Origin of the sequence: Blastopirellula retiformator (assembly GCF_007859755.1) — a bacterium.
Classification (GTDB): domain Bacteria; phylum Planctomycetota; class Planctomycetia; order Pirellulales; family Pirellulaceae; genus Blastopirellula; species Blastopirellula retiformator.
Genome location: NZ_SJPF01000004.1, coordinates 523,642 through 550,184, shown reverse-complemented (window position 1 = coordinate 550,184; position 26,543 = coordinate 523,642). Strand labels below are relative to the sequence as shown.

At 60.6% G+C, this 26,543-nt stretch carries 17 protein-coding genes; 8 read left to right on the top strand and 9 right to left on the bottom strand.

The genetic code is table 11. From position 1 onward, the window contains the following. The first annotated feature begins 19 nt into the window (after window positions 1–19). The 3 genes from Enr8_RS18190 (at window position 20) to Enr8_RS18180 (ending at window position 3,437) form a co-directional block, all read left to right on the top strand. Window positions 20–1,783 (top strand): YML083C domain-containing protein, encoded by a 1,764-nt coding sequence (locus Enr8_RS18190; RefSeq protein WP_146434190.1) that lies wholly within the window; start codon window positions 20–22, stop codon window positions 1,781–1,783. A gap of 55 nt (window positions 1,784–1,838) precedes the next feature. Continuing rightward, the gene (holA, locus tag Enr8_RS18185; protein WP_146434188.1) at window positions 1,839–2,945 is read left to right on the top strand and encodes a DNA polymerase III subunit delta; all 1,107 of its coding nucleotides are present in this window, start codon (window positions 1,839–1,841) and stop codon (window positions 2,943–2,945) included. A 234-nt stretch (window positions 2,946–3,179) separates the two neighbouring features. Beyond that, window positions 3,180–3,437, top strand: a complete 258-nt coding sequence (locus tag Enr8_RS18180) for a hypothetical protein (RefSeq protein WP_146434186.1) — start codon at window positions 3,180–3,182, stop codon at window positions 3,435–3,437. A 157-nt stretch (window positions 3,438–3,594) separates the two neighbouring features. Here the strand turns inward: Enr8_RS18180 and Enr8_RS18175 are convergent, their stop codons facing one another. From Enr8_RS18175 to Enr8_RS18145, 7 genes are all read right to left on the bottom strand, one after another. Beyond that, the gene (locus Enr8_RS18175; protein WP_146434184.1) at window positions 3,595–5,232 is read right to left on the bottom strand and encodes a GumC family protein; all 1,638 of its coding nucleotides are present in this window, start codon (window positions 5,230–5,232) and stop codon (window positions 3,595–3,597) included. A 136-nt stretch (window positions 5,233–5,368) separates the two neighbouring features. Continuing rightward, window positions 5,369–6,508 (bottom strand): N-methyl-L-tryptophan oxidase, encoded by a 1,140-nt coding sequence (solA, locus tag Enr8_RS18170; protein WP_146434182.1) that lies wholly within the window; start codon window positions 6,506–6,508, stop codon window positions 5,369–5,371. A 9-nt stretch (window positions 6,509–6,517) separates the two neighbouring features. Beyond that, the gene (locus tag Enr8_RS18165) at window positions 6,518–8,389 is read right to left on the bottom strand and encodes a hypothetical protein (protein ID WP_146434180.1); all 1,872 of its coding nucleotides are present in this window, start codon (window positions 8,387–8,389) and stop codon (window positions 6,518–6,520) included. A gap of 532 nt (window positions 8,390–8,921) precedes the next feature. After that, a complete protein-coding gene (locus Enr8_RS18160) occupies window positions 8,922–10,223 on the bottom strand; it encodes a Glu/Leu/Phe/Val family dehydrogenase (RefSeq protein ID WP_146434178.1) in 1,302 nt (433 codons plus the stop codon). 129 nt (window positions 10,224–10,352) lie between these two features. Beyond that, entirely contained in the window at window positions 10,353–11,399 is a 1,047-nt protein-coding gene (locus tag Enr8_RS18155; RefSeq protein WP_146434176.1) for a hypothetical protein, read from the bottom strand. After that, window positions 11,396–13,177 carry a hypothetical protein gene (locus Enr8_RS18150; RefSeq protein WP_146434174.1) on the bottom strand — a complete coding sequence of 594 codons (1,782 nt, stop codon included), beginning with the start codon at window positions 13,175–13,177 and terminating at the stop codon, window positions 11,396–11,398. The genes Enr8_RS18155 and Enr8_RS18150 overlap by 4 nt, the downstream gene beginning before the upstream one ends. After that, window positions 13,174–14,505, bottom strand: coding sequence for a MotA/TolQ/ExbB proton channel family protein (locus tag Enr8_RS18145; protein ID WP_146434172.1), 1,332 nt, complete (start codon window positions 14,503–14,505; stop codon window positions 13,174–13,176). Before Enr8_RS18145 ends, Enr8_RS18150 begins: the two co-directional genes overlap by 4 nt. 718 nt (window positions 14,506–15,223) lie before the next feature. On the opposite strand from Enr8_RS18145, the gene Enr8_RS18140 reads away from it, so the two are divergent. From Enr8_RS18140 to Enr8_RS25860, 4 genes are all read left to right on the top strand, one after another. After that, window positions 15,224–15,562 (top strand): hypothetical protein, encoded by a 339-nt coding sequence (locus Enr8_RS18140; protein ID WP_146434170.1) that lies wholly within the window; start codon window positions 15,224–15,226, stop codon window positions 15,560–15,562. Between the two features lie 54 nt (window positions 15,563–15,616). After that, complete coding sequence (locus tag Enr8_RS18135; RefSeq protein ID WP_146434168.1) at window positions 15,617–16,903, top strand: helix-turn-helix domain-containing protein; 1,287 nt, start codon at window positions 15,617–15,619, stop codon at window positions 16,901–16,903. A gap of 334 nt (window positions 16,904–17,237) precedes the next feature. After that, complete coding sequence (locus tag Enr8_RS18130; protein WP_146434166.1) at window positions 17,238–20,348, top strand: cytochrome c biogenesis protein ResB; 3,111 nt, start codon at window positions 17,238–17,240, stop codon at window positions 20,346–20,348. Window positions 20,349–20,357: 9 nt separating this feature from the next. Beyond that, window positions 20,358–23,414: a cytochrome c biogenesis protein gene (locus tag Enr8_RS25860; RefSeq protein ID WP_222434903.1), complete on the top strand. Its 3,057-nt coding sequence runs from the start codon at window positions 20,358–20,360 to the stop codon at window positions 23,412–23,414. 115 nt (window positions 23,415–23,529) lie between these two features. On the opposite strand, the gene Enr8_RS18120 is transcribed toward Enr8_RS25860, so the two are convergent. Continuing rightward, a complete protein-coding gene (locus Enr8_RS18120) occupies window positions 23,530–24,777 on the bottom strand; it encodes a hypothetical protein (protein ID WP_146434164.1) in 1,248 nt (415 codons plus the stop codon). A 46-nt stretch (window positions 24,778–24,823) separates the two neighbouring features. Further along, entirely contained in the window at window positions 24,824–25,963 is a 1,140-nt protein-coding gene (gene aroC, locus Enr8_RS18115) for a chorismate synthase (RefSeq protein ID WP_146434162.1), read from the bottom strand. A gap of 313 nt (window positions 25,964–26,276) precedes the next feature. On the opposite strand from aroC, the gene rpmE reads away from it, so the two are divergent. Beyond that, on the top strand, window positions 26,277–26,516 hold the full coding sequence (gene rpmE, locus Enr8_RS18110) for a 50S ribosomal protein L31 (protein WP_146434160.1): 240 nt from the start codon (window positions 26,277–26,279) through the stop codon (window positions 26,514–26,516). The last annotated feature ends 27 nt before the right edge of the window (window positions 26,517–26,543 follow it).

The window sequence follows — 26,543 nt, the reverse complement described above, 5'->3', positions numbered from 1 at the left end:
GTCAGGGCAGCTACTTACATTGACTACCATCATTCGCTATTTGTCGCTGGGATTGGTCGGGCTACTTGGTTGCCCGCTAGGCCTGTTCGCCCAACAGGCTCGACCTACCGGTCCGTCGGCGTTGGAAGTGATGGAGACGCGTCAGCGTGAGTTCGCGATCCCCTTCCAGGTGAAGCAAGACGGACCGAATCCGCCGGTGGAAGTTCACCTGATGGTCTCCAACGATCAAGGGATCAATTGGTCGCAGTATCGCGCCGAGTCTCCCGCCGCCAACCGCTTTGTCTTTCAGACCAACAACGACGGCGAATATTGGTTTTCGGTTCGCACGATGACGCGCGACGGCAAGCTGTCGGTCAGTGAGCAGAAGCCGGAACTAAAGGTCCGCGTCGATACCGAACTGCCGACGGTCAAGCTCGAGCTGAATCCGCTCCCCAGCGGCGAGATCATCGCCCGCTGGATGGTCAGCGACGCCCTGGTCGATCCCGAGCACATTTACCTGTCGTATCAAACGGCGCCGGACGCTCCCTTCACCAATGTGACGGTCGATGCGACCAAGGCGTACAACGAGAACAACGTCATCGCCGGCGAAACGCGTTGGGCGCCGCATGCGACCACGCGATACATGCTGGTTCGTTTCGAGGCGCACGACCGGGCCGGCAATGTCGCCAGCGCTCAGCAGACGACGACCGTTCCGCTGGTCGCGACGCGTCCGCAATGGGGGAGCGTCAACTCACAACGTCCCGTGCCCGATGGCGACATCTATCGCGGGGCTCCCAATGCCGGCGGTCCGCAAGATCCGTTCCGCCGCCGTGACGCGCAGAAACCGGCCTCGGTTCCCTGGCCTGCCGACAACCGCGTCCCTGGCGCTCCGCCGGCTGCGACGCCATCGGCGACCGCCGCCAACAATGCGACTCCGCCAAGCGGAACGCCAATGGCGACTCCATCGGCCCAACCGGCGTCGACCCCGGCCGCGGCGAACAACTCCCGTTATTCCACCTACTCGCAATACTCGGCGGGGCCGACTCCTCCCGCGGCGTCGAAACCGGTCGACAGTGCCGTTCAACCGCCGGTGGCTGGGCCGAAACGTCCTGAGGTGAATCTCGACTTGCCCCCTGGCGTGACGCCCGAGTACATCAACTTCAAGAAGTTCGAGCTTAACTATAGCGTCGATGCGGTCGGCCCCTCGGGCATTGGCCAGGTCGAACTTTGGCTGACCAAAGATGGCGGCCGAAGCTGGGAACCGGGCGGCATTGACCCGGACCAGACCAGCCCGATCGAAGTGCAGGTCCAATCAGAAGGGACGTATGGCTTTCGCGTCGTGGTCGAAGGGGGCAACGGCCTGACCGGGCGGCGTCCGCAAGCGGGTTCGCTGGCCGATATCTGGATCGTCGTCGATGAGACCCCGCCGAACGCCAAGATCGCCAACGTCGTCTACGGCCAAGGCGCCCGGGTTGGTCAGCTCGATATCGAATGGGAGGCGGACGATCGGGCGCTGAGCGAGAATCCGATTTCGATTTACTACGCCGGCTCGCCCAATGGGCCCTGGAAGCCGGTCGCCGAGAATCTGCCGAACGATCGTCACTTCGCCTGGCGAATTACGCCGGATGTGCCGGCCGACATCTATCTGAAACTGGTCGCCACTGACGCCGCCGGAAATCGCCACGAAGCGAAGATTACCCGGCCGATAGCCAACGACGGGCTGACGCCGCAAGGCAAGATCCGGTCGATCAAGCCGGTCTCCTCGTCCCCCAATCAGGCGTCTCTACCCGTGACAATTCGGTAGCTGCCGGGTAGGCTACAGCGGTTCTGATTCTTCGGCCGCTGTTCCCCTGTTCGGCATGTCGCAAACCGTTCACTGTTTTGATTATCTCGATGATGCGACCGGCGAAGTGCCGGGCGTGGCCGTTGTCTATGGCCGCGAAGCGATACTCGCCCGCTTGGCCTTGCGACAGATCCGTCATGTGGTCGTTGGCGGTGATGAAGAGGATGTGCCGGTCGCGCGGCTAGAAGGGAAGACCGCGGCGTGGCGGGATGTCATTGACGAAGTCGGCACGGTCAGCCTGTTTGGCGGGGGCAGTCGCCGGCTGGTGATCTTGGACGGAGCGGACGACTTCGTCAGTCGCTATCGGGCCGAACTCGAAAAGTACGTCGAAAAGCCAAAGCGTAGCGGTGTGCTGGTGTTGGTCGTCGAAAACTGGCCGAAGAGCACCAAGTTGTTCAAAAAGCTCGACGCCACTGGTCTGCAGGTCGACTGCAATCTGCCCGAGAAAAAGTCAGGCAAGCGGAGCGTCCCCGACGCCAAGGCCTTGCACGACTGGATGATCAAGTGGGCGAAGAAGACGCACCAGATCAAGCTCGAGCGAGACGCCGCCGAAATGATGGTTGAACTGATCGGTCCAGAACTGGGACTGATCGATCAGGATCTGGCGCGACTATCGCTGTATGTCGAGCCGAACGGCAAGGTCTCGGCTAACCTGGTCCGCGACGTTGTCGGCGGGTGGCGGATGAAGGCGATCTGGGACTTGGTCGACGCGGCGGTCGAAGGGCGGACCGCCAGCGTGTTGGAAGACCTGGATAAGCTGTTCTCGATGGGAGAGCGGCCGCAAAAGCTGTACGGGCAGATCGCCTGGTCGCTGCGTCGATATGCGGCGGCGGCCCGAATCTATCAGCGAGCCCAACGGAACGGCGAGTCGAAGTCGCTACGAAACGCCCTGGCCGACGCTGGGTTTCCGAACTGGCCGAAGGCGCTCGACGAAGCGCAGCAGCGGGTGAAGCGTCTGGGAAGTATCCGGGCCGGGCGATTATTCCAGCAGTTGCTGAAGCTTGACCTCTCGCTGAAAGGGACGCACTCTCACGATGATCGTGGGCGATTGGCGCTAGAGCGATTGTTCGTCGGCTTCTCGGAAGAGCTCGATCCGCGCCACGCGACTGCAGATCGCCGCTAAATCTGGAACTTCATCTTTGGTGCGCACGATTCTCTTGCGATCTGCCAATAGTATTAGTGGCGTTGCCGTCATCGGCCGCAGCCGAAAACGGGCCGACGGGGAATTTCCAAGAAATTGGCGGTGCGTGTGAAACGCCCTCAGGTTGCGACCGTACGTTGTATTACAAACGGTCATGGATCGACCGTGGCTCATCTCGTCTGCTAGCGAGGGGCGACCGCAAGTCGCCAAGACTTCATGAACACCAAGGTCGCACGGACGCCCGACAAGACAGGCGATCCCCAGTTTAATCTCACCAACGCGGTCACCTATGGGTTGCTTACCGCGGTACTGACGGCGCCGATTGGGGCGATTTTGGCGTTCTATCTGGCTGCCGACGACGTTTCGGTCGCCACGCTGTGGCAGTTCCATGTGCAGGCGCCGGTTAGCTTTGCCGCCTTGGTCGCTTTTCTGACCTCGGGGCTATTTGGCGCCAAGTTCGGCGCTCAGCTCTAACAGTCCGTTGATTTTCTCAACGGGCTGCTGGATCGCAGGGATGCGATCCCAAAATAGCGACGTAAGTCGTTATTTTGCGAGCCGCGAAGAGCGATGCTCTGAGCCTGGCGAGGTTGGAAAATGCCACGAGGGCATTTTTCAACAGGCAGCTAACAGGCTATTGCGCCGAAGTTGGATTGTCGCTCATCGGCGGACTGGCCCCGGTATCGGGCAGCGGCGGAATCGGTGCGCCTCCACCACGGCGATCGGGTTGGCCTTCCGGCGGACCGTCGGTCGGCGAATAGTCGCTGGCGCGACGTCCCCGTCCCGATCGGCGTTCGCGCCCACTCGCTTGTGGCTGGGGCGACGGCGCTGGTGGATCGGCTGCGCGGCGGCCGCCAGGTTGCACGATGGCGGCGGGGCCATCGGGATGATCGCTGGCGCGTTTCCCCCACAGCTTGTCGCTAAGTCGCCGCCCGAATTGCACCGGACCAGGCGAAGTCAGCACCAATAGGCCGACGCCAATGAGCAGTCCGCCGGCAACTCCGGCCGCCACAATCAGCTTGCGACCTGGGCCGACAGGATAGGCGCCAACCACCGGTGAGTCGACCAGCGTGATCAGGCTTGTCGATTCGGCGCCCAGCAAGTTCGCCTTGGCGTCGCTCAGTTGCTTTTGCGCGGTCGCCAGGTTCTGCAGACGTTCCTGCACGTTCGAGGCCAGGTTGTTGTATTGAGCTCGCATGCCGGCGATGCCGCCCAGCTTGCCAAGGACTTCTTGCTCTTGCTTCGTCAGCGAAGCGATCAGCGCCTGGTTGACCCGCAGTTCGTTGTCGACGGCGATGTTCGCGTGCGCCAGTTCGTCCAACAGGTTCTCCCGAACCTCCTTTTCCGCCGCGACCGCCGCCCGAACTTGCGGGTGGTCGGGGTTCATGCGGCCAAGCAGTCTTGACTTGTTAAGTTGGGCGTCGACCAGGCCGTCTTTCAGCCGCTGGAGCGCCGGTTGGGCCGACAGCAGTTGATTAGGAGCGGCGAGCAGCTTATTGGGATTGTCTTTGGAATCGGCCAGCAGTTGCAGCAACTCACGGAGCATGTCCCGTTTCGACTCGGCTTGGCGCAACTCGTCAGTGATCTGACGATTCGTCGCTTGCAGCTTGCCGTCGGTCGAGGCGGTTTCGTTCAGGCTGCGGAGTTCTCCCAGGTCGCTGCCGACGGTTCGCTCGAACGCTTCCAGCTTGGCGGTTGAGTCGTTCAGGTCCCCCTGCGCCAGTTCCACGGCCCGCTGAAGTTCCGCGATCACACTGGCCGCTTTGCTGTTGCGGATCCGCCGCAGGGCCGATTGCAACTCTTGGCTCAAGACCGACGCCAGCTTGGCGGCGCGGTCGCGACTGGTTCCTTCGACCGACAGAATCAAGACTTCGGTCGTGCCGAACTCGGCGCCATTGGGGGGCGCAATAGCGATGCGATCGCGGAGCGTATCAATATCGTCGAGCGAGGGGAAGTCGCTGCTGGCGCGGGTGGGGCCGACCGTTTCCAGCGTCTTCTTCACCACGGGGGTGCTGCGGGTCGCCTGGACGATCGTCTCTTGCGCGATCTGCATATCGTCGATCGTGCTGAAGCGACCTTGGTTGTCGAGCTGACCAATCGCCGCATCACGGACGACCAGCGTTTGCGCGGCGCTCCAGAGCTTGGGCTGCAGCAAGGCGAAGACCATGGCGAACAGTCCGCCGGCGATCATTGGGGCGATGATCAGCCACTTCTTCTCGAGGACTGTCTTGCGCCAATACTGGACTTGCGGGTTGTCGAGGAGACCGTTCATGGTTCAGGCAATACAAGGTACGCGGATCGAATCGAAAGTAGCGATTGCGCATTCTTGGCGCAAACGCAAGCGCGAAAGTATAGGTCGCGATCGAGCGTATCTGGGGAAGAATATAGAGCCGCTTTTGTCCGGGGAATTATCGTGCGAAGCGATCCGGCGCCAGAAATTCTAGCGGCAACAGGCTTTGCCCCGTCACGATCAGATCGGCGAGCGCTTCTCCCAGCACCGCCGCAAACTTAAAGCCATGCCCAGACAGCCCCGCCGCCACCGCCACGCGATCTTCGCCGGGCCAGAGACCGAGCAGAAAGTTCTCGTCAGGCGTCACCGTGTACAGGCAGGTCTCATGACGGAGCGACTTGCGGGAGACGCCGGGGATCGACCGTCCAAAAAACGCTTCGATTCGCTGCTGATCGATTTCGTCGGCTGCATGATCGTAGTCCCAGGGGGACTTCAGCTCGTCCCCGCCGCTATGCTCGGCGCCTTTCAATCCGCCGCCGGCGACGATCTCGGGAAAGCCATAAAAGTAGGAGCCGGCCGACTCGAAGAAGTAGCAAGGGCAACCGTCGCTCTCACGTAGTCGTGCGTCGTCAATCGCGTACCAGTGCAGATGCTTGCGCAGGATTCGGAGCGGAACCTTTAGCTCCGCGCAAAGCTGCGTCGCGCCGGCGCCGCCTGCCAAAATCAGCTTGGCCGTACGGTACTCGCCGCGAGAAGTCGAGACGCAAAATCCATTGCCGTCGCGACGCCAAGCGAAGACCTCGGTGTCGGCGATCAGATCGGCGCCATGCTGTTGCGCCAGGTCGAGAAACGTGGAGACGCAGTCCTCGACCAGCAAATAGCCGGCGCGACGTTCGAAGACAATCCAGTGATCGACCGGAAAGACGAACTGCGGAAACTGCCCCGCCGCTTCGGCCGGAGTCAGGCGGTCAATCTCCAGCTGGAATTGCTCGGCGGCGCGCACCACGCCTGGCAAGACGACGCCATCGGCAGGGCCGATTTCGAGAAGGCCAGTCTCATGGTAGAGCGAGCGATCGGAGGCCGCTTCTAGTTCTCGCCACAACTCGTAACTGCGCTGCAGAAGCGGCACATAGCTGGGATGCTCGAAGTAGGCCTGGCGAATGATCCGGGTTTCGCCGTGCGAGCTGCCATGGATGTGCGGCGGCTGAAAGCGATCGATCGCCGCCACGCGGACGCCCCGCTGGGCCAACTGATAGAGAGCCGAACTGCCGACTCCGCCGGCGCCAAGGATCAGTACGTCGTACGGAGCGGTCGTCATGCGTCCCTTCTATTGGGCCTGGATCTCGAAGTCGAGCGACGCCTGGCCGAACTTGTCGGTCTCTTTGTCGCGGACCGTCAGTTCCAAGCGATAACGGCCGGGCGGAATGCTCTCGGGCAGATATAGCCGATACGTGAACGACAAGTCGCGGCGACGATTGGCGCAACGATCTTTGTACTCGGGGAAAGTCCGCACGTCGATGCGGCGACCGGTATCGTTGAAGATCTCGTAACTAGCGCCCCAGGTCGACTCAAACTGGCCGTCGACTTCTTTGCTGGTCAGGTTTTCGATCTCCAGGTAAACCAGCAGCTCTTCGCCGGCGGTGAACGTCGTCTTTTCAAACGGGGTGAAGTCGCCAAAACCTTTCACGTTGCGGACGAAGGTGACGTTCCGCAGATCGAGCGGGCAAAGCTCGCTCAGATTGGCGGTCGCCTGCTGAAGCGAACGGAGCGCGAGCAGACTGCGGCGATCAACCGGGATCTCTTCGTTGTGGGCGAAGTCGCTGGCGGCGAACAGCAGGTTCGACCAGAACTCTTGTTCGGCGGGCGGCAGCGCCTCGATCTTCTGCATCGCTTCCCCTTTGCGCTCGGCGATCAGGTAGAGCATCCGCAGGTGGATCTCTTTCGTTTGGCGCTCGGCGGCGCTCAACTGCGAGCCCCGCAGCGATTGTTCCATGGCGGCGATCGCATTGCGTAGGGCGCCGTCCCAGTCTTGCGAAGTCCCAGCCGGTCGGTCTCGCTCCGACCAATAGAGGATTCGCTTGTCGTCACGGCGATGGGCGACCCAGCCGGCATCTTCCAGGTCGAAGATCAGCGATTGCAGTTCGTCGTAGGTCAGCGTCGGCGGCGCGGCGGGGCGATCGCTCGAACGACCGCCGTCGGCCGAATCGGCGGAAGCGGCCGGCATCGCATGTTGGTTGAGTTGGTTGTAGATGTCTTCGAGCGAGACGTGGCCGCGGTTCCAAATCGCTTCCATCACAGTCAGTTCGTCGGGCGAAAGGGGTTGCACCTTGCCAGACGCCGACTTGGGCAGGTTCGACTTCGCTTGACTGGCGGTCGGCGGAATCGAGGTTGGCGGCACGTTGCTGACGATGCCGGCCCGCTGATCGATCATTTGATCGGGATGGGCGCCTTGCAGCATCGCTTCGTCGGCAGTTGGCAGCGGTTCCGAATGCGAGACCTGTCGAACCGGATAAGCGGGGGCCGCCGCCGCCGAGCGAACCGGTTGGTCGCGGCGGGTGAATTCGTACTGCGTGAAATTCGGGTTGTTGGTGCGGGCGTACTCGGCCACTTGCTCAGCCGTCGGCATATTGCCGGCCGAGGTGCCTGCGGCGGTAGGCAATCGCTGCGGTACGTCGCCGTGGGCCTGACCGACGCGCTGTTTCATTTGTTCTAGCAGCGCCGCCAATTGGTCATTTGACGCGGCCGATTGTTGCGGAGTCGGCGCTGGCCTGGCGGCGATTTGCGGCTGCTCGGTTTCCTGCTTCTCTTCGACCGGCTTGGCGGGAGAGAACTGCGATTCGAGGATGCCGAGCACCCGCTCCAACTCTTTCGGCGAACTGCCGTTAAACTGCCGGCGAATCGCGGACTTTTCCGACTCTGGCAAGGTGAGCGCTTGCACGCGGGCCAAAAAGTCCGGGGGCAGCGCTTCGTGCTGAGCCGAGATTTCCTCCGCATCGCGAGACGCCGAGGCGACCACTTCTTCTTCCCCTTCCAGCACGTGCCGTTTACGGCGCGAACCGGCAGGCGGACCTGACATAATGTTGGTCAAAGAAGTGTCGCCTGAGCTATGCGTGTACAACCCCGGCACGCAACCAATGCTGGTCGCGACCAAGAGGAGCATGCCGTAGGCAAATGCGTGGTTTTCGCTTCGAAACTTCATCACCTGACCTTCACCGCGCGCTGAAAAACGATGTTTCCGGGCGCGGATGGTAGGAAAAGCTTAAGTTTGACGCAATAGCTGCCGCAGACAGTTTGCTAGCAGATTGGTGAACAGCGAACGCCCGAGGAGTCGACCGCCCGCCGAGTGGACCGACTGGACCGGACGATTTCGTTTTTTCGAGCGCGAGGAGTGGACTGCTCGGCTCCTTTTTTTCGTGGGGGAGCTCTCGTTTGCCTTCGGTTGGCAGCTTAGGCAATCTGTGTAGCCGACTGGACTGGACGATTCTATTTTTCTTGAGCGCGGGTGGACTCGACGTTTCTTTTTTTTCGGCGGTGAGATCCCGGCGTTTGCCGCAGCGGGCGCATTTTCCCGGCGTGTCTATAAGTCCCCCCAAATTTCCAAAGATCATTTCACTCGGCGGAGATTCACCGCCGGGGCGGAAAAATCGCCACTTGGCGGTGGCAATTTTCCGGCAGACGTACTCGAACACAAATCCGTGCGCTTTGTCAACGAAATCTGCTGGCCCGCCCGGCTAGTCCTCTTGCGCGGTGAAGTACCGGGCCGTACCTTGCGAGGCGATCGCTTCCCCAATCCGGTTGAGCCCCACTACGTAGGCGGCGGTTCGCATGTCGATCTTCTTTTGCTGGGCTAGGTTGTAGACCATGTTGAACTCGCGGGCCATCGTTTCGTGCAGACGCTGCTGCACCAGTTCGAGCGGCCAGTAGTAGCCGGCCCGGTTTTGCGTCCACTCAAAATAGCTGACCGTCACGCCGCCGGCGTTGGCCAGGATGTCGGGAACGACCAGCACTCCCTTTTCATTGAGGATCTCATCCGCTTCGCCCGTTAAGGGGCCGTTGGCCGCTTCGACGATCACTTCGGCTTGAATTCGCGGAGCGTTTTCGCCCGTGATTTGATCTTCGAGGGCAGCTGGAATCAAGATATCGACATCGAGTTCCAGTAGTTCCTCATTGCTGATGGCGTCCGCTTCGATCGTTTCGCAAAGCGAGCCTTCGCAGTAGACCGCTTGCAGGCGGCGCGATTCGTTCTTGACATGGGCCAGGCTCGGAATGTCGAACCCACTCTTTTTGTAGATCCCGCCGCGCGAATCGCTGACCGCAACGATGTTGTAGCCGTCAGCGTGCAGCAACTTGGCGACCGCCTGGCCGGCGTTGCCAAAACCTTGCACGGCGACGGTTTTGTCTTCGGGATTCCAGCCCTGTTTCGATTCGAGCTCTTTGATGCAGTAGTAGGCGCCGCGACCGGTGGCGTCGTCGCGTCCTAGACTGCCGCCGAGCGGAATCGGTTTGCCGGTGATCACGGCCGGCGTGTGCTGGCGACGGATCTTGGAGTATTCGTCCATCATCCAGCCCATGATCATTGCATTGGTGTAGACGTCAGGGGCGGGAACGTCGACTTCGGGACCGATAAAGTCGGCGAGCCGTTCGATGTAGCCGCGCGAGAGCCGCTCCAGCTCTAGCCGAGACAGTTCCTTCGGATCGACGATGACGCCCCCCTTCCCTCCTCCGTACGGAAGATTGGCGACCGCACACTTGAAGGTCATCCAAAAGGCGAGCGCTTTGACCTCGGCCAGGTCGACATTGGGGTGAAAACGAATGCCTCCCTTGGTCGGGCCGCGGGTGGCGTCGTGGCGGACGCGATAGCCAGTAAAGATGCGGAGCGTCCCATCATCCATTCGCACCGGGATGGTCACTTCCAACACCTGCTTCGGGTGCTTTAAACGCTCGACCGCCTCCTGGTCGATGTCGGCGTGCTGGAAGGCCTTATCCAGGCGGGCGACAGCATGCGAAAAGATGTTATCAGCTGGCTTATCCATGGCGGAGCATCCCGAAAGTTGCGAATCAGTTGGACTTCCGTAACGGTATACGTGGTCCCGTGAATCGTCAATTCGGGCTCCGTAAAAACATTATTAAGGGTTGTTAATCCTTAATTGCTTCTGCGGCGGCTATTCCGCCGAAGAGCGAGAACCTTGGGGCGAGCCCCCAATCGGATAGTCGGCCGGCAGCGGACGACCGGCGGTCGCAAAGCCGCGTTCGACCAGCATCAGCTTCAGCTGGCGGAACTCTTCAAAGCTGTCGGGATAGGCCCACAAGGTGATGGTGGTGCGCTGCGGATCGCAAGCGGCCAGACGCTGCATGAAGTCGGAGTTCGGCTTCATCGCTTGTTCAAACGGTTCGCCCAGTTGTTCGGAAACGGGAACCAGCACAAAGTGGTCCAGCTCGACCACTTCGCGGCGGGCGGCGCCCATTTTGGTGTCGACGGTGTAGGCGTTGCGATTCAGCGTGTAGCGGCAATAGAAGCCGCTGATCGGACCGACGGTGCGCGTGACCGAGTCGGTCTCGCGAAGCTGCATTGCGTTGTGTTCGGCGTCAGTCTTCAGTTGTTCGACCAGCGAGTTGAGCGGCACAAAGGCGATCTTCCCGTTCAGTAGACGGAAGTGCTCTTCACGACCGAACACGGTTTTCGCCATCGGCGTCGGATAGTGTTTCAGCACGACCGATTCGGGCTGGAAGTTTTCCAGGCTCTCAAGCGTCGTGTAGACCTCGTTGAGCTTCGCCTTTTCGGCGAGCAGCTCTCGATTGCGATTGAAATCATCTTGTTGCGTCGCGCCCAGTTCTTCGCGGCGCTGGTCGATCGCCGTGTTGGCGGCGGTCAGGACGAACTGCAGCTTGTTGCGGTCCTCGAACTTTTGTTCGAGTTCGGCGCGGACGGCGGTTCGCTGGTGCGTGATCTGGTCAAGCTCCGCCTTCAGGGCGAGCGCCTCTTCGAGCGAACCGGTTTCTTCTTCCGGCTCGATGACCGACTCGATAGGCATGCTCGGCGAAGCGGGCGATGGCGCCGGCGCCGCCTTGGCGTCGGTCACCGCCTCTTGCGCCGTGATGCTGATGACCATGATCAGGATGATCAAAATGCCTACCAGGTTGGTCACGACGTCGAGGAACGAGTCGAGCGACGGTTCGGATGAATCGCGTGGTCGAACGGGACGTCTCATTGGTTGCGTGCTACCTCCAGGCCGCTGCCGTTGAGCAGGGCTGACAGTTCGGCAAAGTTTCGGTCGGCGCCTGGCTGAACGTCGACCTTCAAGGTCGGTTTCCAGTAGATGCCGCGACCGGCGATTCCCCAGTCTTCGATCCGCGTCCAGACTTGGGAGACGAACTCGTCGATCCCACCACGGACGTCGGTTTGCAGCGGCACGACCTGGGGCCGCTTGTTGCTTCCCTTTTCAGGAACCAGCACGATCTTGTCGGCCGTTACGACGACATGGATCGGACGCGTGATCCCGGTCGCCCGAGCCGACTGACCCGGTAGCGCCCAGTTGCGACCACGGGTTTGCGCCAGCGATTGCGGCGCCATCGGAGCGCTGCCGCCGCTACTGGGACTTCCGCCTGCTTGGCTGGCGGTCGATTGACCTTGGGGCGATCCATAGCCGCCCGACTTGGTGCTGTCGCCGTTGGGGTTCCCCTGCCCGCCATCGGTCGATCCGGCCGGCAGCGACATCGCGTTTTGTCCGCTCGCGCTCGAAAGCTGCGGCCCTTGGGCGTTGCGCTGGGCTTCGGTCTGGTAACCGCCGGGGAGCGACGCCGCCATGGTTCCTTGGCCGCCGCTGGAGGCGCGATCAAATTGTTGCGAGCCGCCAGGCGTCCCTTGCGAGCGATCAAACGTCGCTTCGCCATTGGGGCCTGCCATGCGGCGCGAACCGGCGCCCGGCTGACCGCCGAGCGGAGCGCCTTGCTCCAAGAAACCATTCTTGCCAAACGGCGAGCCATCATCGGCATTGCCGCCGCCGCTGGGGGTGAAGCCGCCGCGGCTGGTTGCGGACAACAAACCGGTATCTTCAACGCGACCATATTCTCGTGGGGCGGCCCGCATCACCGCCAGTTTGCGGCGGCGCGCGACTTCGACCGTTCGCATCAACATCTGGGCGAGAAACGGATCGGATGGCGGGTATTGTAGTTCCAGCTCGTCATCGACCAGTTCGTAGCCAAACTCGGCGTCCCACGAGAGCATCGCGTCTCGCGCGGCGGCGTACGATTCGGCGCCGTCGGGACGCACGACCAACAGCGGATAAGGATCGGGCGAATTCGGATTTTGCTTCATCCGGTATTCGCGGACCGCACGCAAGGCGGCGTCGAGCGGATTGCCGGCGCCAAGCGGCGGGCGAAAGTCGGCGCCGTACAGTTCAATTCCTTCCGGCTGCAGAACCACGCGATCTCCCATGCATTCGACATAGATCGGCTGGCGCCGCGTGCCGTTGGGACCATCGTAAGGAATCAACGCGTAGGACGGCTTCTTCTTTGCCGCCTTTTCACGCTCTTCGTCGAGCTTCTGCTGCGCTTCGGCCATTTGGCGGCGGACTTCGTCCAATTGCCGATCGATCTCGGCTTGATCCGACATCTTAGCGTCGCGCTGCTGCTGAAGCAGTTTGACTTGATCGTCGAGCCGGCGAATTTCGGTCGTCAGGCGGCGAATGTGATCTTCAATACCGCCTAGCTGTAGCCGTTCTTCGTCCAGCTGTTCGCGCTGCTCGGTACGCAAACGACGCAGGTCTTCCAGTTCGGCCAGCGGAATGGAAGGCGCAGCCGGGGGCGGCGTCGCTTCCGGCTCCGCCGAAACCTCGACTTGGGCGGGGGCGCTATCGGCCGAAGCTCGCGCTTGTTGCACCAACACGACCAACAACACAATCAGGGCGCCGACTGTGCAGATCAGGACCGCCAGGAACGGAAAGAGCGAGATTTCTAAGCTATTGCGTCGTGCGTGGGCTCGACTCATGCCGCGTGACCTTGCGAGGGCTTCTTCTCGAGATCGATGCGACGACTGCCCGAGTCGCCCATCCGATTGTTAAGCAGATTGATCGTCGCGGCGAGGCTGAGGACGGTCTCTTCAAAGTGACCGGCGCCTGCCAACTGATCGAGGTTGCGGCTGAGGGTTTGTTCGAGCGAAGCGATTTCTCCCACCGCTTCGACCGCCCGCAGCATTACTTCCCCTTGTTGCGACAGTTGATTCTGTTGGTCGCGCATCAAGCGGGCGTTTGATTCCAGAGCCGATTGGAACTCTTGCCAGTCGACGCGGATGTCGCGAATCACTTGCTGTTCGGCGTTGGCCAGCGCGATCGCGTGGCGTTCTAGCGAACCCGACAAGGCCGCGGTTAGCGACTCTTCCAACTGCCGCTTGCTGCCGCCGACGATTTCTTCCCAGTGGTGATGGGCACCGTCGATCGTGTTTCGCCAAAGTTGCGTTTGGCGTTCGACCAGTTGTTCGGTCGCTTGCATCATCCGTTCGGCCATCCGCTGAATTGCGGCGATGCTGGGGTCACGACTGCCGCCCGCTTGTTGGAAGCGGCCGCTGAGTTGGGCCGAGGCGGCGGCGTCGACGACGGACAGCAGTTCGTTCTCGACGCGATCGCAAACGAACTGGGCGAACATCAGGAAGATCGACAGCGACAAAGCGAGCGCCGTCGTATCAAACGCGACGCTCAAGCCAGCCAACAGGCTTTCCATCGCCGCTTTCGGTTCGTTGACCAGCGCCTCTGGCGACAGGTTACCGAGCGCGAGCGTGATACCGATAACGGTACCCAAGAAGCCAAGCATCGGCGTCGCCCAGATTACGATCCGGACCAGCGAGTAGCTTTGGTACGCCCGTTCGGCGTCTTGATCGGCGAAGTATTTCAGCTCTTCCTGCAGCGTGGCGGCGTTACCGCTGACGTGCACGTGCTCAATCCCTTGGAAGAGACGCCGCCAGAGGGAATGTCGCTGCAGACGCTGCGGATAGTCATCTAGCTGGTCGAGCAAGCCGGCGGCTTCTTCAATCATCTGTCCGTCGCGGGGAGCGGCGGGGAGTTCGATCTTGCCGATGGTCGCCAGCTCGCGACCCACTTCCTGCAATTTCAGCAGGATCGCGGCGAGACCGACGAAGAACATCGCCGTTTCGATGTATTCGACCGGGTGCCCGGCAAAGTAGCGGACGACCAGGGGATTATTGATAACGCCTTGATTGATCAGGGCGTAGAAGCCGACCGTGGCGGCCAGGCCCAGCGCAACCGGCCAGCCAAGTTTTCCGCTGATGTTGTACCAGAACTTCGAGGTGTTTCGTGCAGTCACCGATTTCTGTCCTTCCTACGCGGCGCGAGTTGGCGGAACGAAATAGTACGTCCGCACAATCGTCATAATCGGAACAACCGCGGCATGGGTTTGAGGATTTGTTGGCGCAATGAGTAGGAAACCCGCGAAGCGGCGTCAATGCGAGCTGGTTCTTGATTGCTAGCAAAAAGGTGGGGGACGAATTCAGCAACTTTTGCCGGTTTTGTGGAAAAGAACGTGAATGTCGGCGAGACTGCTTGCCGATAACTTCCTTTGTCGCAAACGACGCCGCTCTAACGCAAACCGCTACGCTGAATTGAGTTACATCAATCCTTAGCCGACGCGTTGCCTAAATAAATCCCGGGGGGGAATGAAAGTTCGGCTGGAGCCCGCTTGGCTCCACCGAACTTCTTTTGTTTCTTGCCCTCCCGAAGCGCATCCCCGCTTTTGCCCTTCTCCTGCGCTGGATTGACATTGCCTGTTTTTCCGTGCTACCGGTACGATGCCCGAGTCTCAGGAGAAAATGAGGCGATAGGGGGAAGGTGCGTCGGTCGTAAGTATTTGTATGTTAAGTGCTTAGGGCCTTCTTCTCACTTCTCCCGCTGGTTGCTCCGGGCCGCTCGCCAAGAGAAGGTGTGGCTGGCCGCTAACGTTTGGGGACGAAAAGAGTTGCATCAAGGAAACGGGCTTCTAGAATAGAGGATGTCCGATTCCGCAATCCACGAAGAGTAGGTGGTTTATGCGTAGTGCGGTGTTGGGCTTATCCCTTGTCGTTTGCCTCGTCTCTGTCTTCGCTTGGCTGGATAGTCCTCCGACTCCGGCCCAGGCGCAAACTCCGTATGCGGCGATGCCAAGCGGTTCGCTTATTTCCCATTCCACCAATACGGTGGCGGGAATGCAGCAGGTTGTGCTGATTGATCCGCAAACGAGAGTGATGGGCGTCTACCATGTGGATGGGACGACCGGAAAGATTTCTCTCCGCAGCGTACGCAATCTACACTGGGATTTGTTGCTGGAAGCGCACAACAGCACCAATCCAAGTCCAAGCGAAATTAAAGCATCGCTCGGCCGACCCTAAGCAAAATTGCTTTGGCAGCCGGGCACTTACGATTTTGATAAACCGGAGCCTGGCATGGCCAAATTGATCCCCCTCAGCGAAGCAGCTCAAATCCTGGGTCTCTCGGAAGAGCAGCTGGTCGAAATGCGATCACGCAACGAGATCCACGGGTATCGCGATGGGGCGAGCTGGAAATTCAAAGAAACCGAGATCGAGCGGATCAAGGCCGAGCTCGCTTCCGGCGGCGTATCGAATCATGGCGATAGCGGCGAAGAGCTGATCGAAGCTCCCAGCGATTCGGACGACGACAGTGAATTTGAATTGGCCCTGGGTGGCGATGACGGTTCGTCGGGCGAAATCGATTCGCTGCTGGTCGAAGACCAAGGTGGCGGCGAGTCGGGCATCATCATCGGCGACGAACTCTCGGCCGGCGGTAGTGACCTGAAGCTGGCGGATAGCGATATCGAGCTCGGCTTTGGCGAAGGCTCCAGCGCCATTGATCCCGCTTCTGACACGAACAGCAATCTGAACCTCGATCTGGAAGGTTCGGACGTGCTCAACAGCTCATCGATCAACGCTCCGGTTGACGCCGAAGATGAAGATGACGAGCTGCTGTTGGCCCCGATGGGTAGCGAAGACAAAGAAGACGTCGGCATCGGCACCGAGAGTCGGGATCCCGAAGGGACCGGCTCGGGCGTCAGCCTGGCGTTGGGCGAAGATGATCTCGACCTGGGCGAAAGCGCCATCTCGGCGATCGACGATCTTGATAGCGGCGAACTGACCCTGGACGCCGGCGATAGCGGCGTCAGCCTGGTCGATCCGGCCGACAGCGGCATCGACATCGGCATGGAGCCGCTCGACTTGTCGGGCTCGAAGGTCGACGCCTTCGAGCTGGCCGGCGACTCGGGCGTCGAAGTCGATCCAGATCCGGCCGCTTCCGGCATTTCGGCCAAGGGCGCCGGTGAAGACGACTTCCTGCTGACCCCGGTTGAAGGGGAGCTGGATGACGATGACAGCGGATCGCAGGTGATCGCGCTCGATTCGGACTCGATCGGTTCGGAATCGGCCCTGTTTGGCAGCGGTATCGACGACGGCGATTTCGCCGCAGCGGACGATGGCCTGGAAGTGGTCGACGATGGCGGATCGATGGAAATGGCCACGCCGGGCGCACCGGCTGCGGCGGCTCCGGTCGAAGCCCCCTACAGCGTCCTGAATATCATCAGCCTGGCGGCCACCGCCGCGCTGGTCCTGGTGGCGGGCCTGATGGTGACCGATTTGATTCGCAACATGTGGTCGTTTGACGAACCGTACGCGATCAACAGCTCGATCATGGACGGTATCATCAGCTTGATGGGGGTCTAGTTCGGCGGTTGCCGCGACTCCCCGCAAACCAACTTACAAAGCCGCGAGCCTGCTCGCGGCTTTTTTCGTAAGCGGCGGTTGCTGCAATCGTTACAACCGCACGACTTTATCGGTTAGGTCGCCGGCGCGTGCGGTATCTTTTCCCCCTCGCCGCGCTATAATCTACTAGTTGCGGACCAATTACTCCGCGTGCTGAGGGAGTCTCCCTCTCTTGGCGCCCAATCTGATGGCGTTTTGACCGCCATGCGTCGCCAGCGGCCGCTGCGACGTCTGGTCCCGCCGCACAACGCCTGGAACTAGCCTGACTCAACCCCCTGCTGGCGACTTTAACCGCATGGCTCGACCGAAACTGGCTTCCGCCGACCAAAATCTCTTCGTCTGGGGCGTGTTGCGTCTGTACGAAATCGCCGCCTCGCTGCAGTTGGCGGTGATCCTGTTATTTGGGATGGCGCTGACGCTGGGAATCGCCACCGCGGTCGAAGCGGCGTTCAACACCAACGTCGTGCAGTTTTACGTTTACCAGTCGTGGTGGTTCTCGCTGATCTATCTGCTGCTGGCGGTCAACATCTTCTGCGCAGCCTCGATTCGGTTCCCCTGGAAACGGCATCAGACTGGGTTCGTCATCACGCATATCGGTCTGCTGGTGCTGCTGTTCAGCGGCGTCGTCAGTCGCGTTTGGCGGATCGATTCGCAGGTCAGCGTCTGGGAAAACAACATCTCCGACATTCGGGCGTTTGAGCCTGACCAGTATCGATTCAACCTGCGGATCGAAAAAGAAACTGGTTCGCCGCTCGAGCCGGCCGAGATCACCGAGGTCGATATCCCGTTCAAGCCGGGGCCGTTCAGTTGGGACGACTACAACGAAGGTTTCCAGAACATCGAAGTCGCCAAGCCCGAGGTGGCTGGGCTCTTTTCGCCCCTGTTCTATCTTGCCGGGCGAAACGACAAGGAAGACGTCGTCTACAACTCGGGCGACATCAAGCTGGAAGTGCTTGACTACTACGGCGACAGCCGCTGGGAAGAAGGAATCCCGTCGGTCGACCTGCGGCTAAGCATGCCGGCGGGTCGCAAGATGGGCGCCGATGGCAAGATGGTCGCCGGCGATATGCAGTGGGTGCCGGTCAAGCTGGGCGTCCACGACGTCGCTGGCGATACGAAATATCGTTATGGCGTTGGCGATCGACAACCGATGGGCGCCGGGGCGTTCACGATGGCGATCGCGCCGAATCGTGCGGCGACGGTCGCCTTTCTGGAGGGGGGACCGAAAGGCAAGATCGGCGAGCAAGGACAAGCGGTTTTGCACGCCGACGGCAAGCGGTTTGACATCGACGTCGCCGAGTCGCTCGACAAAGATCCGCAGCCGCTCGAAGGAACGCCCTACTCGTACGAAGTTGTCTCCTACATGCCCAACGCCGCGCCGACCCGCAAGCCGAAAGGGGGCATTCAGTGGGGCGATGGTGAACAAAGTGAAGTGCCGCAAAACCCGGCCGTTCGCATCGAACTGACCAAAGAGGGCCAACCGGTTGACGAGCTGGTCTTGCTGGCCGACATGCCCAACTTCAACGCCCAGGCGTACGACGCCGACGTCTATGGCTCGTACTGGTTTGATCATGGTGAGAAATCTTCCGCTCAACTGCTGCAAGCCAGCGGCCCCGGCGGTTCGCGGATCGACGTCGTGCAAGGCGTCGACGAAGATGGCGAAACGAAACGCTTGTACTATCGCTACTGGAATCGCAAAGAGGTGGTCGCCGCAGGCGAGTTCCCTTTGGACGGCGGTGAAACGGAAGCGGTCGACGCCTTCAAGATGCCGATCGCTCAGCTGAAGATGTTTGTCAACGACTACGTCCCGGCCGACAAGCCGGCGGCGACTGCCGTGCGTTCGCCATTCAACCCCAAGATGCAGATGCCGACGCCGGCGGCGCTGGTTCGCTTGACCAAGGGAGATCAGACCGACGAGTTCTGGTTGCAGTCGCACTTTGGCGACCCCAGCGGCGGCCACGTCGACGAGAGTACTCGCCACGAAATGAAGGTGGGCGATACGAAGCTGACGCTGGTGATGCCGATTCAATCGTTCGACATCGGTTTCCGGATCTTCTTAGAGAAGTTCGAGCGTCGCTTGGACCCCGGCACCGCCCAACCGTCGCATTATTCTAGCGACGTCCACTACCTCGATCGCGTGCGTGATCGTTGGCTGATGATCTGGGATCCGGCCAGCGGCAGCACCAAGCGGCTTGAGTTCCCGATGACGATCGACAGCAGCTCTCCCAGCGACGTCGCTTACGGCGATGGCCAGGTCTACTGGATCGACGATAAGTCGCCGCCGGCGATCTGGAGCATTCCGCTGGCCGCGCTCGAGTCCGGCGATTGGGAGCAAGCCGGCAAGATCATCCCGTTCGGTCTCAACAATCCGCAGCAATTGGCCTGCGACGTCACCGGCGGCAAAATCTATTGGACCGACTGGCGGAAAGGACGCTCTGGCGATGAAGGAGTGATCCGCACCGCCAATCTCGATGGTTCGGCGCCGGCTAACTTGATGACCTTCGCCGGTCGTCCCAGCGGGATCGCCGTCGATAATCAGCGGAACTGGATTTACTACACCAATGACGCGTCGGGTTACGTCGGCCGAATGCACCTCGACGGCTCGGAACTGACGCCTGATTTTATTTCGATCCCCGATGGCCGGGCGACCGACGTCGTGGTCGACCCCGAAACCGGCAACATCTACTGGACCGACAAAGCGAAGAACGTCATTCGCGGGGCGACCGTCGACGGCAAAGTCCTGAACAAGGCGCCCTTCCTCGGCTCGGCCGGCAAAGGGATGCCGAACTCCTTGGCGATCTCGGACGACTATCTCTACTGGACCGACATCCAGCCGAATCTAAGCGATCCGACCTCGCGCAAGCATCTGAGCGATCCAACGTTTGACCGCAATCAGCCGCACGAAGTGCTGACTCGCGTCCGCCGCATCAAGCTGGATGGTACCGGCGAAGATGAAGACGTGGCGACCGACATGGTCAAAGCGCCCCGCGGCGCCGCGCTGGTCAACGGCAAGCTGATGTGGACGCAAGCGGCCGTCATCAAAGAGAACGTTTGGATCACGATGAACGCCCCCGACGCGTTCCGCGAGCCAACCTATCGCCGCGATCTGCTGGTCTTCCAGGAAAGCTTCCAGGGACCATTCAAGCCCGGTTCGCCGCAATACGCCCAGTTCGCGCTGACCGAGCGGAACGATGAAGAAATTTACGCATCGGTCTTTACCGTCAATCACGATCCTGGTTCGGCGCTTCGCTACTGGGGTTGTTTGTTGGTGATTATCGGAATCGCCACGATGTTTTACATGCGGGCTTACTTTTTCAAGCCGCGCAAACGGGAAGAGTCGCCGGATGGCTCTCGCCGTACGAATGCTGCAGAGACCAAGCTTACCGACATGGTCGGCAAGGCCTAGGAACATGCTATGAAATCGCTTCGCCCCTTATTCGCATTCGCCGCGCTTTTGCTGTTGGCCGCCTGTTCTTCGCCGGCCGGCGCCGCCGAAAAATTTGACGCGACGGTTTGGAGAGAGCTGCCGGTTTATCACAACGGCCGCGTGAAGCCGCTCGATACGCTCGCCAATCTCGTTGTGGAGGAGATCACTTCGCACGACAAGACGTCGGTGAAGTTGAACCTGGTCGACTTCTACTCGGCCGAAGAGCTGGCCAAGCCGGAAATGGCCGACGCCCTTTCGATCTTGCCCGCGGGGGAAGAACGCAAGTTCCAACCGTCGGAGTTGCTGCTCAATTGGTTGGCGCAGCCGCAAGAGTGGGAGCGGGTTCCCTTTATCATCGCCGAGCATGAAGAGGTGCGTAACGCCCTCGGCTTGCCGCTGGAAGGTCCCGCCGGCAAGCGACTTCGCTTCGCTTCCCCCTACGAAATCACCCACTCGGTCGCGCTGCGCAAGTACTTGCTCGATATCGACACCCGCCGCCGCGCCGAAGGCAAGGATTTCGAGATGACGCCGGCCCAGCAGCGCGTTTGGGACGTGCTGATGAAGTACGCCCTGTACCGCGATGTGACGTTTGATCCGCAGCTTGAGATCACGCTGAACGAAGCGATGCCGATGCCCGGCGGACGCGATCGGTTGTTCTATAGCGTGATGGCCGCCGCCAAGGTGATGTCGCAAGAGCCGAACGTCAAGAATCAAACGCTGGAAGATCAGTACCAGATGCTGATGCAACTGGGGGGCGAATCGCCGATGGCCCTGTCGGCCAATCGGTTGTTGTCGTCCTATCGGGCCCTCTTTTCGATGCTGGTCAACGCCCAGGTCGACGCTCATGCGTTTCTGGAAAACGACGAGGCCGAACCGCTCGGTCCCGACGAACCGCCCACGCTGGAAGAAGTGGAGCCGCTGGTCGCCGACTTCCGCGCTTCGGCCCACGAACTGGCCGAACTGCTTCGCGTCGAACGGGACCGCGCCGATACGCAGCAAACGCTTAGCCGTTCGCAGTACGAAACGATCAAGCCGATGTTCCAGGAAATGCTGGTCAAGACGAGCGAACTTGATCGGCTCGGCCTCGAAATGCAGTTGGGCCTGTACGAAGGCTCAGACCTGGTCAAGAAGTTCAATCGCAGTCTCTCCGGCACTCTTTACGTCGTGCCGGCGCTGAACGCCGCCGCACTGAAGAAAGATCGCGACACCGAAAACATGGCCCAGCCGTGGCTCGGTTTGACGACGATTCTGTATGGCTCAGGCGAAGTGCTGAAAGGCTATCCCGAGGACAAAATCAATCAGGTCAAAGCGGCCTGGAAGAATCTGACTAACAAGTATGTCGCCGGCGAACCGACCGCCGAAGCGCAAACGCAACTGGCCGCTGCGCTCCGTTCGATCGGCGAACAGACCGACGCTGCCCGGCGCGATCTGGTCGAAGACGATCAGCAGGATGATCATATTCTCGCCTACACCGCTTATCCGCCCGCTGATAGCCCGCGGATTGCGGCCGAGGTGCGTTACAACGCGCTTGACCCGTTCATGATCGCCTGGATCATCTGCCTGGGGGCGACGCTTTGCTATTCGCTGTCGTTCGGCGTGTTGCGGAAGGTGATGTTCTGGTCGGGGACGGCGCTGCTGATCACGGCGATCGTCTGGTCGACCTACGCGTTTTATCTGCGGATCACGATCAGCGGCTGGGCGCCGGTGACCAACATGTACGAGACGGTCGTCTTTGTGCCGTGGGTCGTCGCCGTGCTTGGCGCCGCGTTCCTATTGTTGCCGCTGATTGATCGCGGCCGGTTGGAAGCGTGGCGAGCGACCGCTTGCCCTGGCACGCCGGAAGCGACGCCGCTATCGGCCAGCCAGTTGGAAACGCAATCCGCCGGCGTCTGGACCGTGCTCGGCATCATCGCCGCGGTGGTTCGCGTGCCGCTGATGATCTTCACCGTTTGGATGCTCGCGTTCGCACTCTATAGCGACGGCAATCGCCCGATCATTACCGATCTCAATCCGCTGACCGCGTTCTCGCTGTCGTCGAACATGGCCAAGGACGCCGCGATCTGGCTGGTGAAGATGCTCACCCTGCTGATCACCGTCTACTTTGTGCCGCGGCTCTTGGTCAGCAGCCTGTTCGCCGTGTACTTTATTGCCCGCGACTGGTTGGTCAATCGTAGCGTTTCGACCAGCTTGCCGGCGGTGCTTGAGCGGTCGTACTTTGGTTTGGCCGCCTCGGGCGCGGCGACCTTCTTCTTCTGCGTGGCGTCATTCGCCCCGGTGTTGGACGAGAACTTCTCGCCGCTGCAGCCGGTGTTGCGATCCAATATGTGGCTGACGGTGCACGTGCTGACGATCGTCGCCAGCTATGGCGCCGGGATGTTGTCTTGGGCGCTTGGCGTGATCGCTTTGTTCTTCTACATGTTTGGCAAGTATCGCCCGCCGGTTGATCCGGTGAACACGCCGGATGGTTTCCGTCCGGCGCACCAAGCTCAGGCCGAGCTGGGCTATCGTCCGCCGGAGCAATGTGCGGTGCTGGCCGGTTATTGCTATCGGGCGATTCAGGTCTCGGTGTTGCTGTTGGCGACCGGAACGATCCTGGGCGGCTTGTGGGCCGACGTCTCGTGGGGTCGCTTCTGGGGCTGGGACCCGAAAGAAGTCTGGGCCTTGATCTCGCTGTTGGTTTACCTGGCGATCTTGCACGGTCGCTTCGCCGGCTGGTTCAACAACTTCGGCCTGGTCGTGGGAACGATTCTCGGCTTCACGATGATCGTCTTCTCCTGGTACGGGGTGAACTTCCTGCTGCCGATGTTCAGCGGCGGTCAGGCGGTTGGCCTGCACTCGTACGGCTTTGGCGAAGGTGGCCAGGGCTATGTGCTCGGCTTCGTGGCGCTCAACCTGGTTTACCTCGGCGTCGCCGCGGTCCGCTTCCAGGTGACCAACGTCGTCAAACCGGCGAATCACCAGACCGACAACGTTTCGCGTTTGGTTGACGAAGAAGAAGTGATCAACGCCGAGTCGGCCGACGCCGAGCGCGGTTTGGAAGGGTAAGAAGTTTCCCCTGTAGCACCGTTGGATCTGGCCCAGTTCGTAGGCTGGGTCAAGACCCAGCTCTTCTCACGGTTAACGCTGAACGTGCTGGGGCTCGACCCAGCCTACGTCGGATTTAACGCAGGAACTCGCCGTGGATCGGCTCTTCGGCCACGGCCGGCACGACAAGCAGGTCCAGCAGCTCCGCCGCTTCGGCGGTTGCTGGGACCGTGATCGTCTCGTCGGCGTCAAGCGTCTGAATCAAGCTGGCTGACGGAATGTATTTCTCCGTCGGCTGTAGAGCCAAAGCATGGTGCGTGTTGGCCAAAATCGCGCCCGGGGTCGTCTTGTCGCAGCAGCCGCGAATCGAGAGCTGCCCAGACCGCAACTGAAACTCGATCCCCAACTGATCGAAGCCGACCTGGTCGGTTCGGGAATCTTGCATCAGCGAATTATCAATCAAGATGCCAAGATACTGCGACGCGTCTTGAACCAGCGAGACGCTGACCCGTCCTCCCGACTCGCTCAATAGCCAGCCGTCGGCCGCCTGCAGTTTTCCGTTGACCAAGGTCGCTTCTTTGAGCGTGAGGTTCGCTTTGCCGACCAGCGTGTGGTCGAAACGCCTGTTGACCAGGGCCGCCAATTCGATATCGCTGACGATCGCACGGATGGTGGTCCGGTCAGCGGCGGCCGCGGTTCGCTGGATGTAGATGTCGCTGTAGATCGCCTCGTCACCAAACAGGCGTACCGACGGGAACAGTGTGGCCAGCGTCTGGCTCGAGATCTTCGCATCGCCGCTGTCAAAGACGATGTCGATATTGTTATGCTCGGGCGAAGTCTCAAGCCGGGCGACGATTGGCTGCGTCGACGCGATTCCTTCCAGCGAAAACAGGGCCGAAGAACTGCGCACGCCTGACTCCAGCACGCTCGATTCCACCGCGAACTGCGTTAGCGGCGGCAGCGACGGTTGGTCGAAGCGAACGGCGCCAACATGCAGCGTGATCTTGCGATTACCGGCGATCGCCAGGCGTTCGTTGAGCGTCTCCCATAGACGACGCCGATGCGACCAGGACAAATCACACGCGCTGGCTCGCACTCGCCAAACGCCCCCCTGCTCTTCCGCTTCGATCAGCGGAATCGTCACCGCTGGCTGCTGCACCACGTGCAGCTTCAGGTCTTCCAGCACATACTTGCCGGGGCGTGGATTGAACGCCTTCGAGAAAGTCGCCTTCAGGCCAAGCTCATCCGACAAGCGTTGCTCCAGCGCCGTATGCGCCCAAGAGCTACGCCGATAGCCGATCCAGCCAAACGTCGCGAACGTCGGCAAGATGCAGAGGGCCAGAAAGGCCAATCGGCAAAGTAGGCGGTTGGTCGACTCGTGCAACAGAACTTCCTTGTTCGTATCGCGCGATGGAAAGGGTAACGTTACGTTAGCGCTCGCGGGCCATCTGTTGGAACAGATCGTAGCGAGCTTTCATCTCTTGCAGGCTATCGCCCCCAAACTTGTCGACCAGCGCTGTGGCGATTTCAAACGCCACCACGTTTTCGACAATGATCGCGGCGGCCGATACGGCGCAGACGTCGCTCCGTTCGTACGAGGCGCCCTGCTTTTCTTTCGTATCGAGGTTGATCGAATCGAGCGGCTTGGCCAGCGTGCTGATCGGCTTCTTGGCTGCCCGGATGATGATCGGTTGCCCGTTGGTCATCCCCGCTTCCAAACCGCCGGCGTTGTTGGTCGGCCTGACAAATCCTAGGTGGGGCTGATCGCGATGCTGCGGATCAAAGTGAATCGGATCGTGGACCTGCGAGCCGGGGCGGCGGGCCGCCTCGAAACCGAGTCCAATCTCGACTCCCTTGATCGCCTGCACCGCCATCACCGCTTGGGCGAGTCGACCATCCAGTTTTCGGTCCCACTGGGTGTGGGTGCCGAGGCCGAATGGTACTCCGTCGACCCGAACTTCCACAATGCCGCCTAGCGTGTCGCCGCTCTTGCCAGTGGCGTCGATCAGCTGTTTGATCTCCGCGTCTTGGTCAGGATTGAGCGAATAAATGATGCTGTCGGTACGCAGATTGCGCAGCTTGCCTAGATCGCTGTCCTGGGGGTCGATCTTCACGCCCCCCAGTTCCGAGACATACCCAAATGCGGTAATCCCGAACTGTTTGAGCAGTAGCTTGGCCAAACCGCCGGCGGCGACGCGAACTGCCGTTTCGCGGGCACTGGCTCGCTCCAGGATGCCGCGGACCGGGCCCAGATGCTTGATGGCGCCGGTCAAATCGCCATGTCCAGGCCGCGGACGAGGGAGATCTTCGAGCCGTTCCAGCTTGTAATCTTTGTTGATCACCTGCAGGGCGATCGGGCTGCCTAGCGAGACCCCTTTCCAGATGCCGGTCAGTACCTCGACCTTGTCGGTCTCAATTCGCTGGCGGCCGCCGCGACCGTAGCCTCCTTGGCGGAGCTTCAGGTCGGCGTCGATCGCATCGGTCTCGATCTCGACGCCGGCTGGGAAACCATCCACCAGGGCCAAGAGAGTTTTGCCGTGCGATTCGCCTGCGGTGCTGTAGCGTAACATGTTATCTTGTATTGACTTGCGTGGTGTGCTGCCGCCTGCTGCGGCCGTCTGAATCGGCACGTCGCCCCCAAGTGCCAGAAGCGAGCGATGCCCAGTGGGTCAATTCTAACTGTTGATCTGGCTTGAAGATAGATTGCTTATCCCGCGGCTGCCGGTTCCGATGGTTGCTCTTCCCTTGCTCGGGCGGAGGGTGTGGCGGGCGCTTCCCCTTGTTGCTGGGCGGCACGACCGATATGATTGATGGATTATTGACATTATGTGAACGAGACGGGGTAGTACCGTCTCGCGACCAAGTACGCAGGAAGATGCCGTCATGAAAGAGAAAATTCACCCCCGCTACGAAGAAGCGGTCGTGAAGTGCGGTTGTGGCAACTCGTTCACCACCCGCAGCACCCGTAAAGAAATCGTCGTCGACGTGTGCAGCGCTTGCCACCCGTTCTACACCGGCAAACTGAAGTTCGTCGACTCGGGCGGTCGTATCGAGAAGTTCAAGAACAAGATCGCCAAGAGCGGTTACGCGAGCCTCGAGAAGCCGAAGAAGAAAAAGAAGTAGCGACGTCATCAACGATCACTGCCCTGC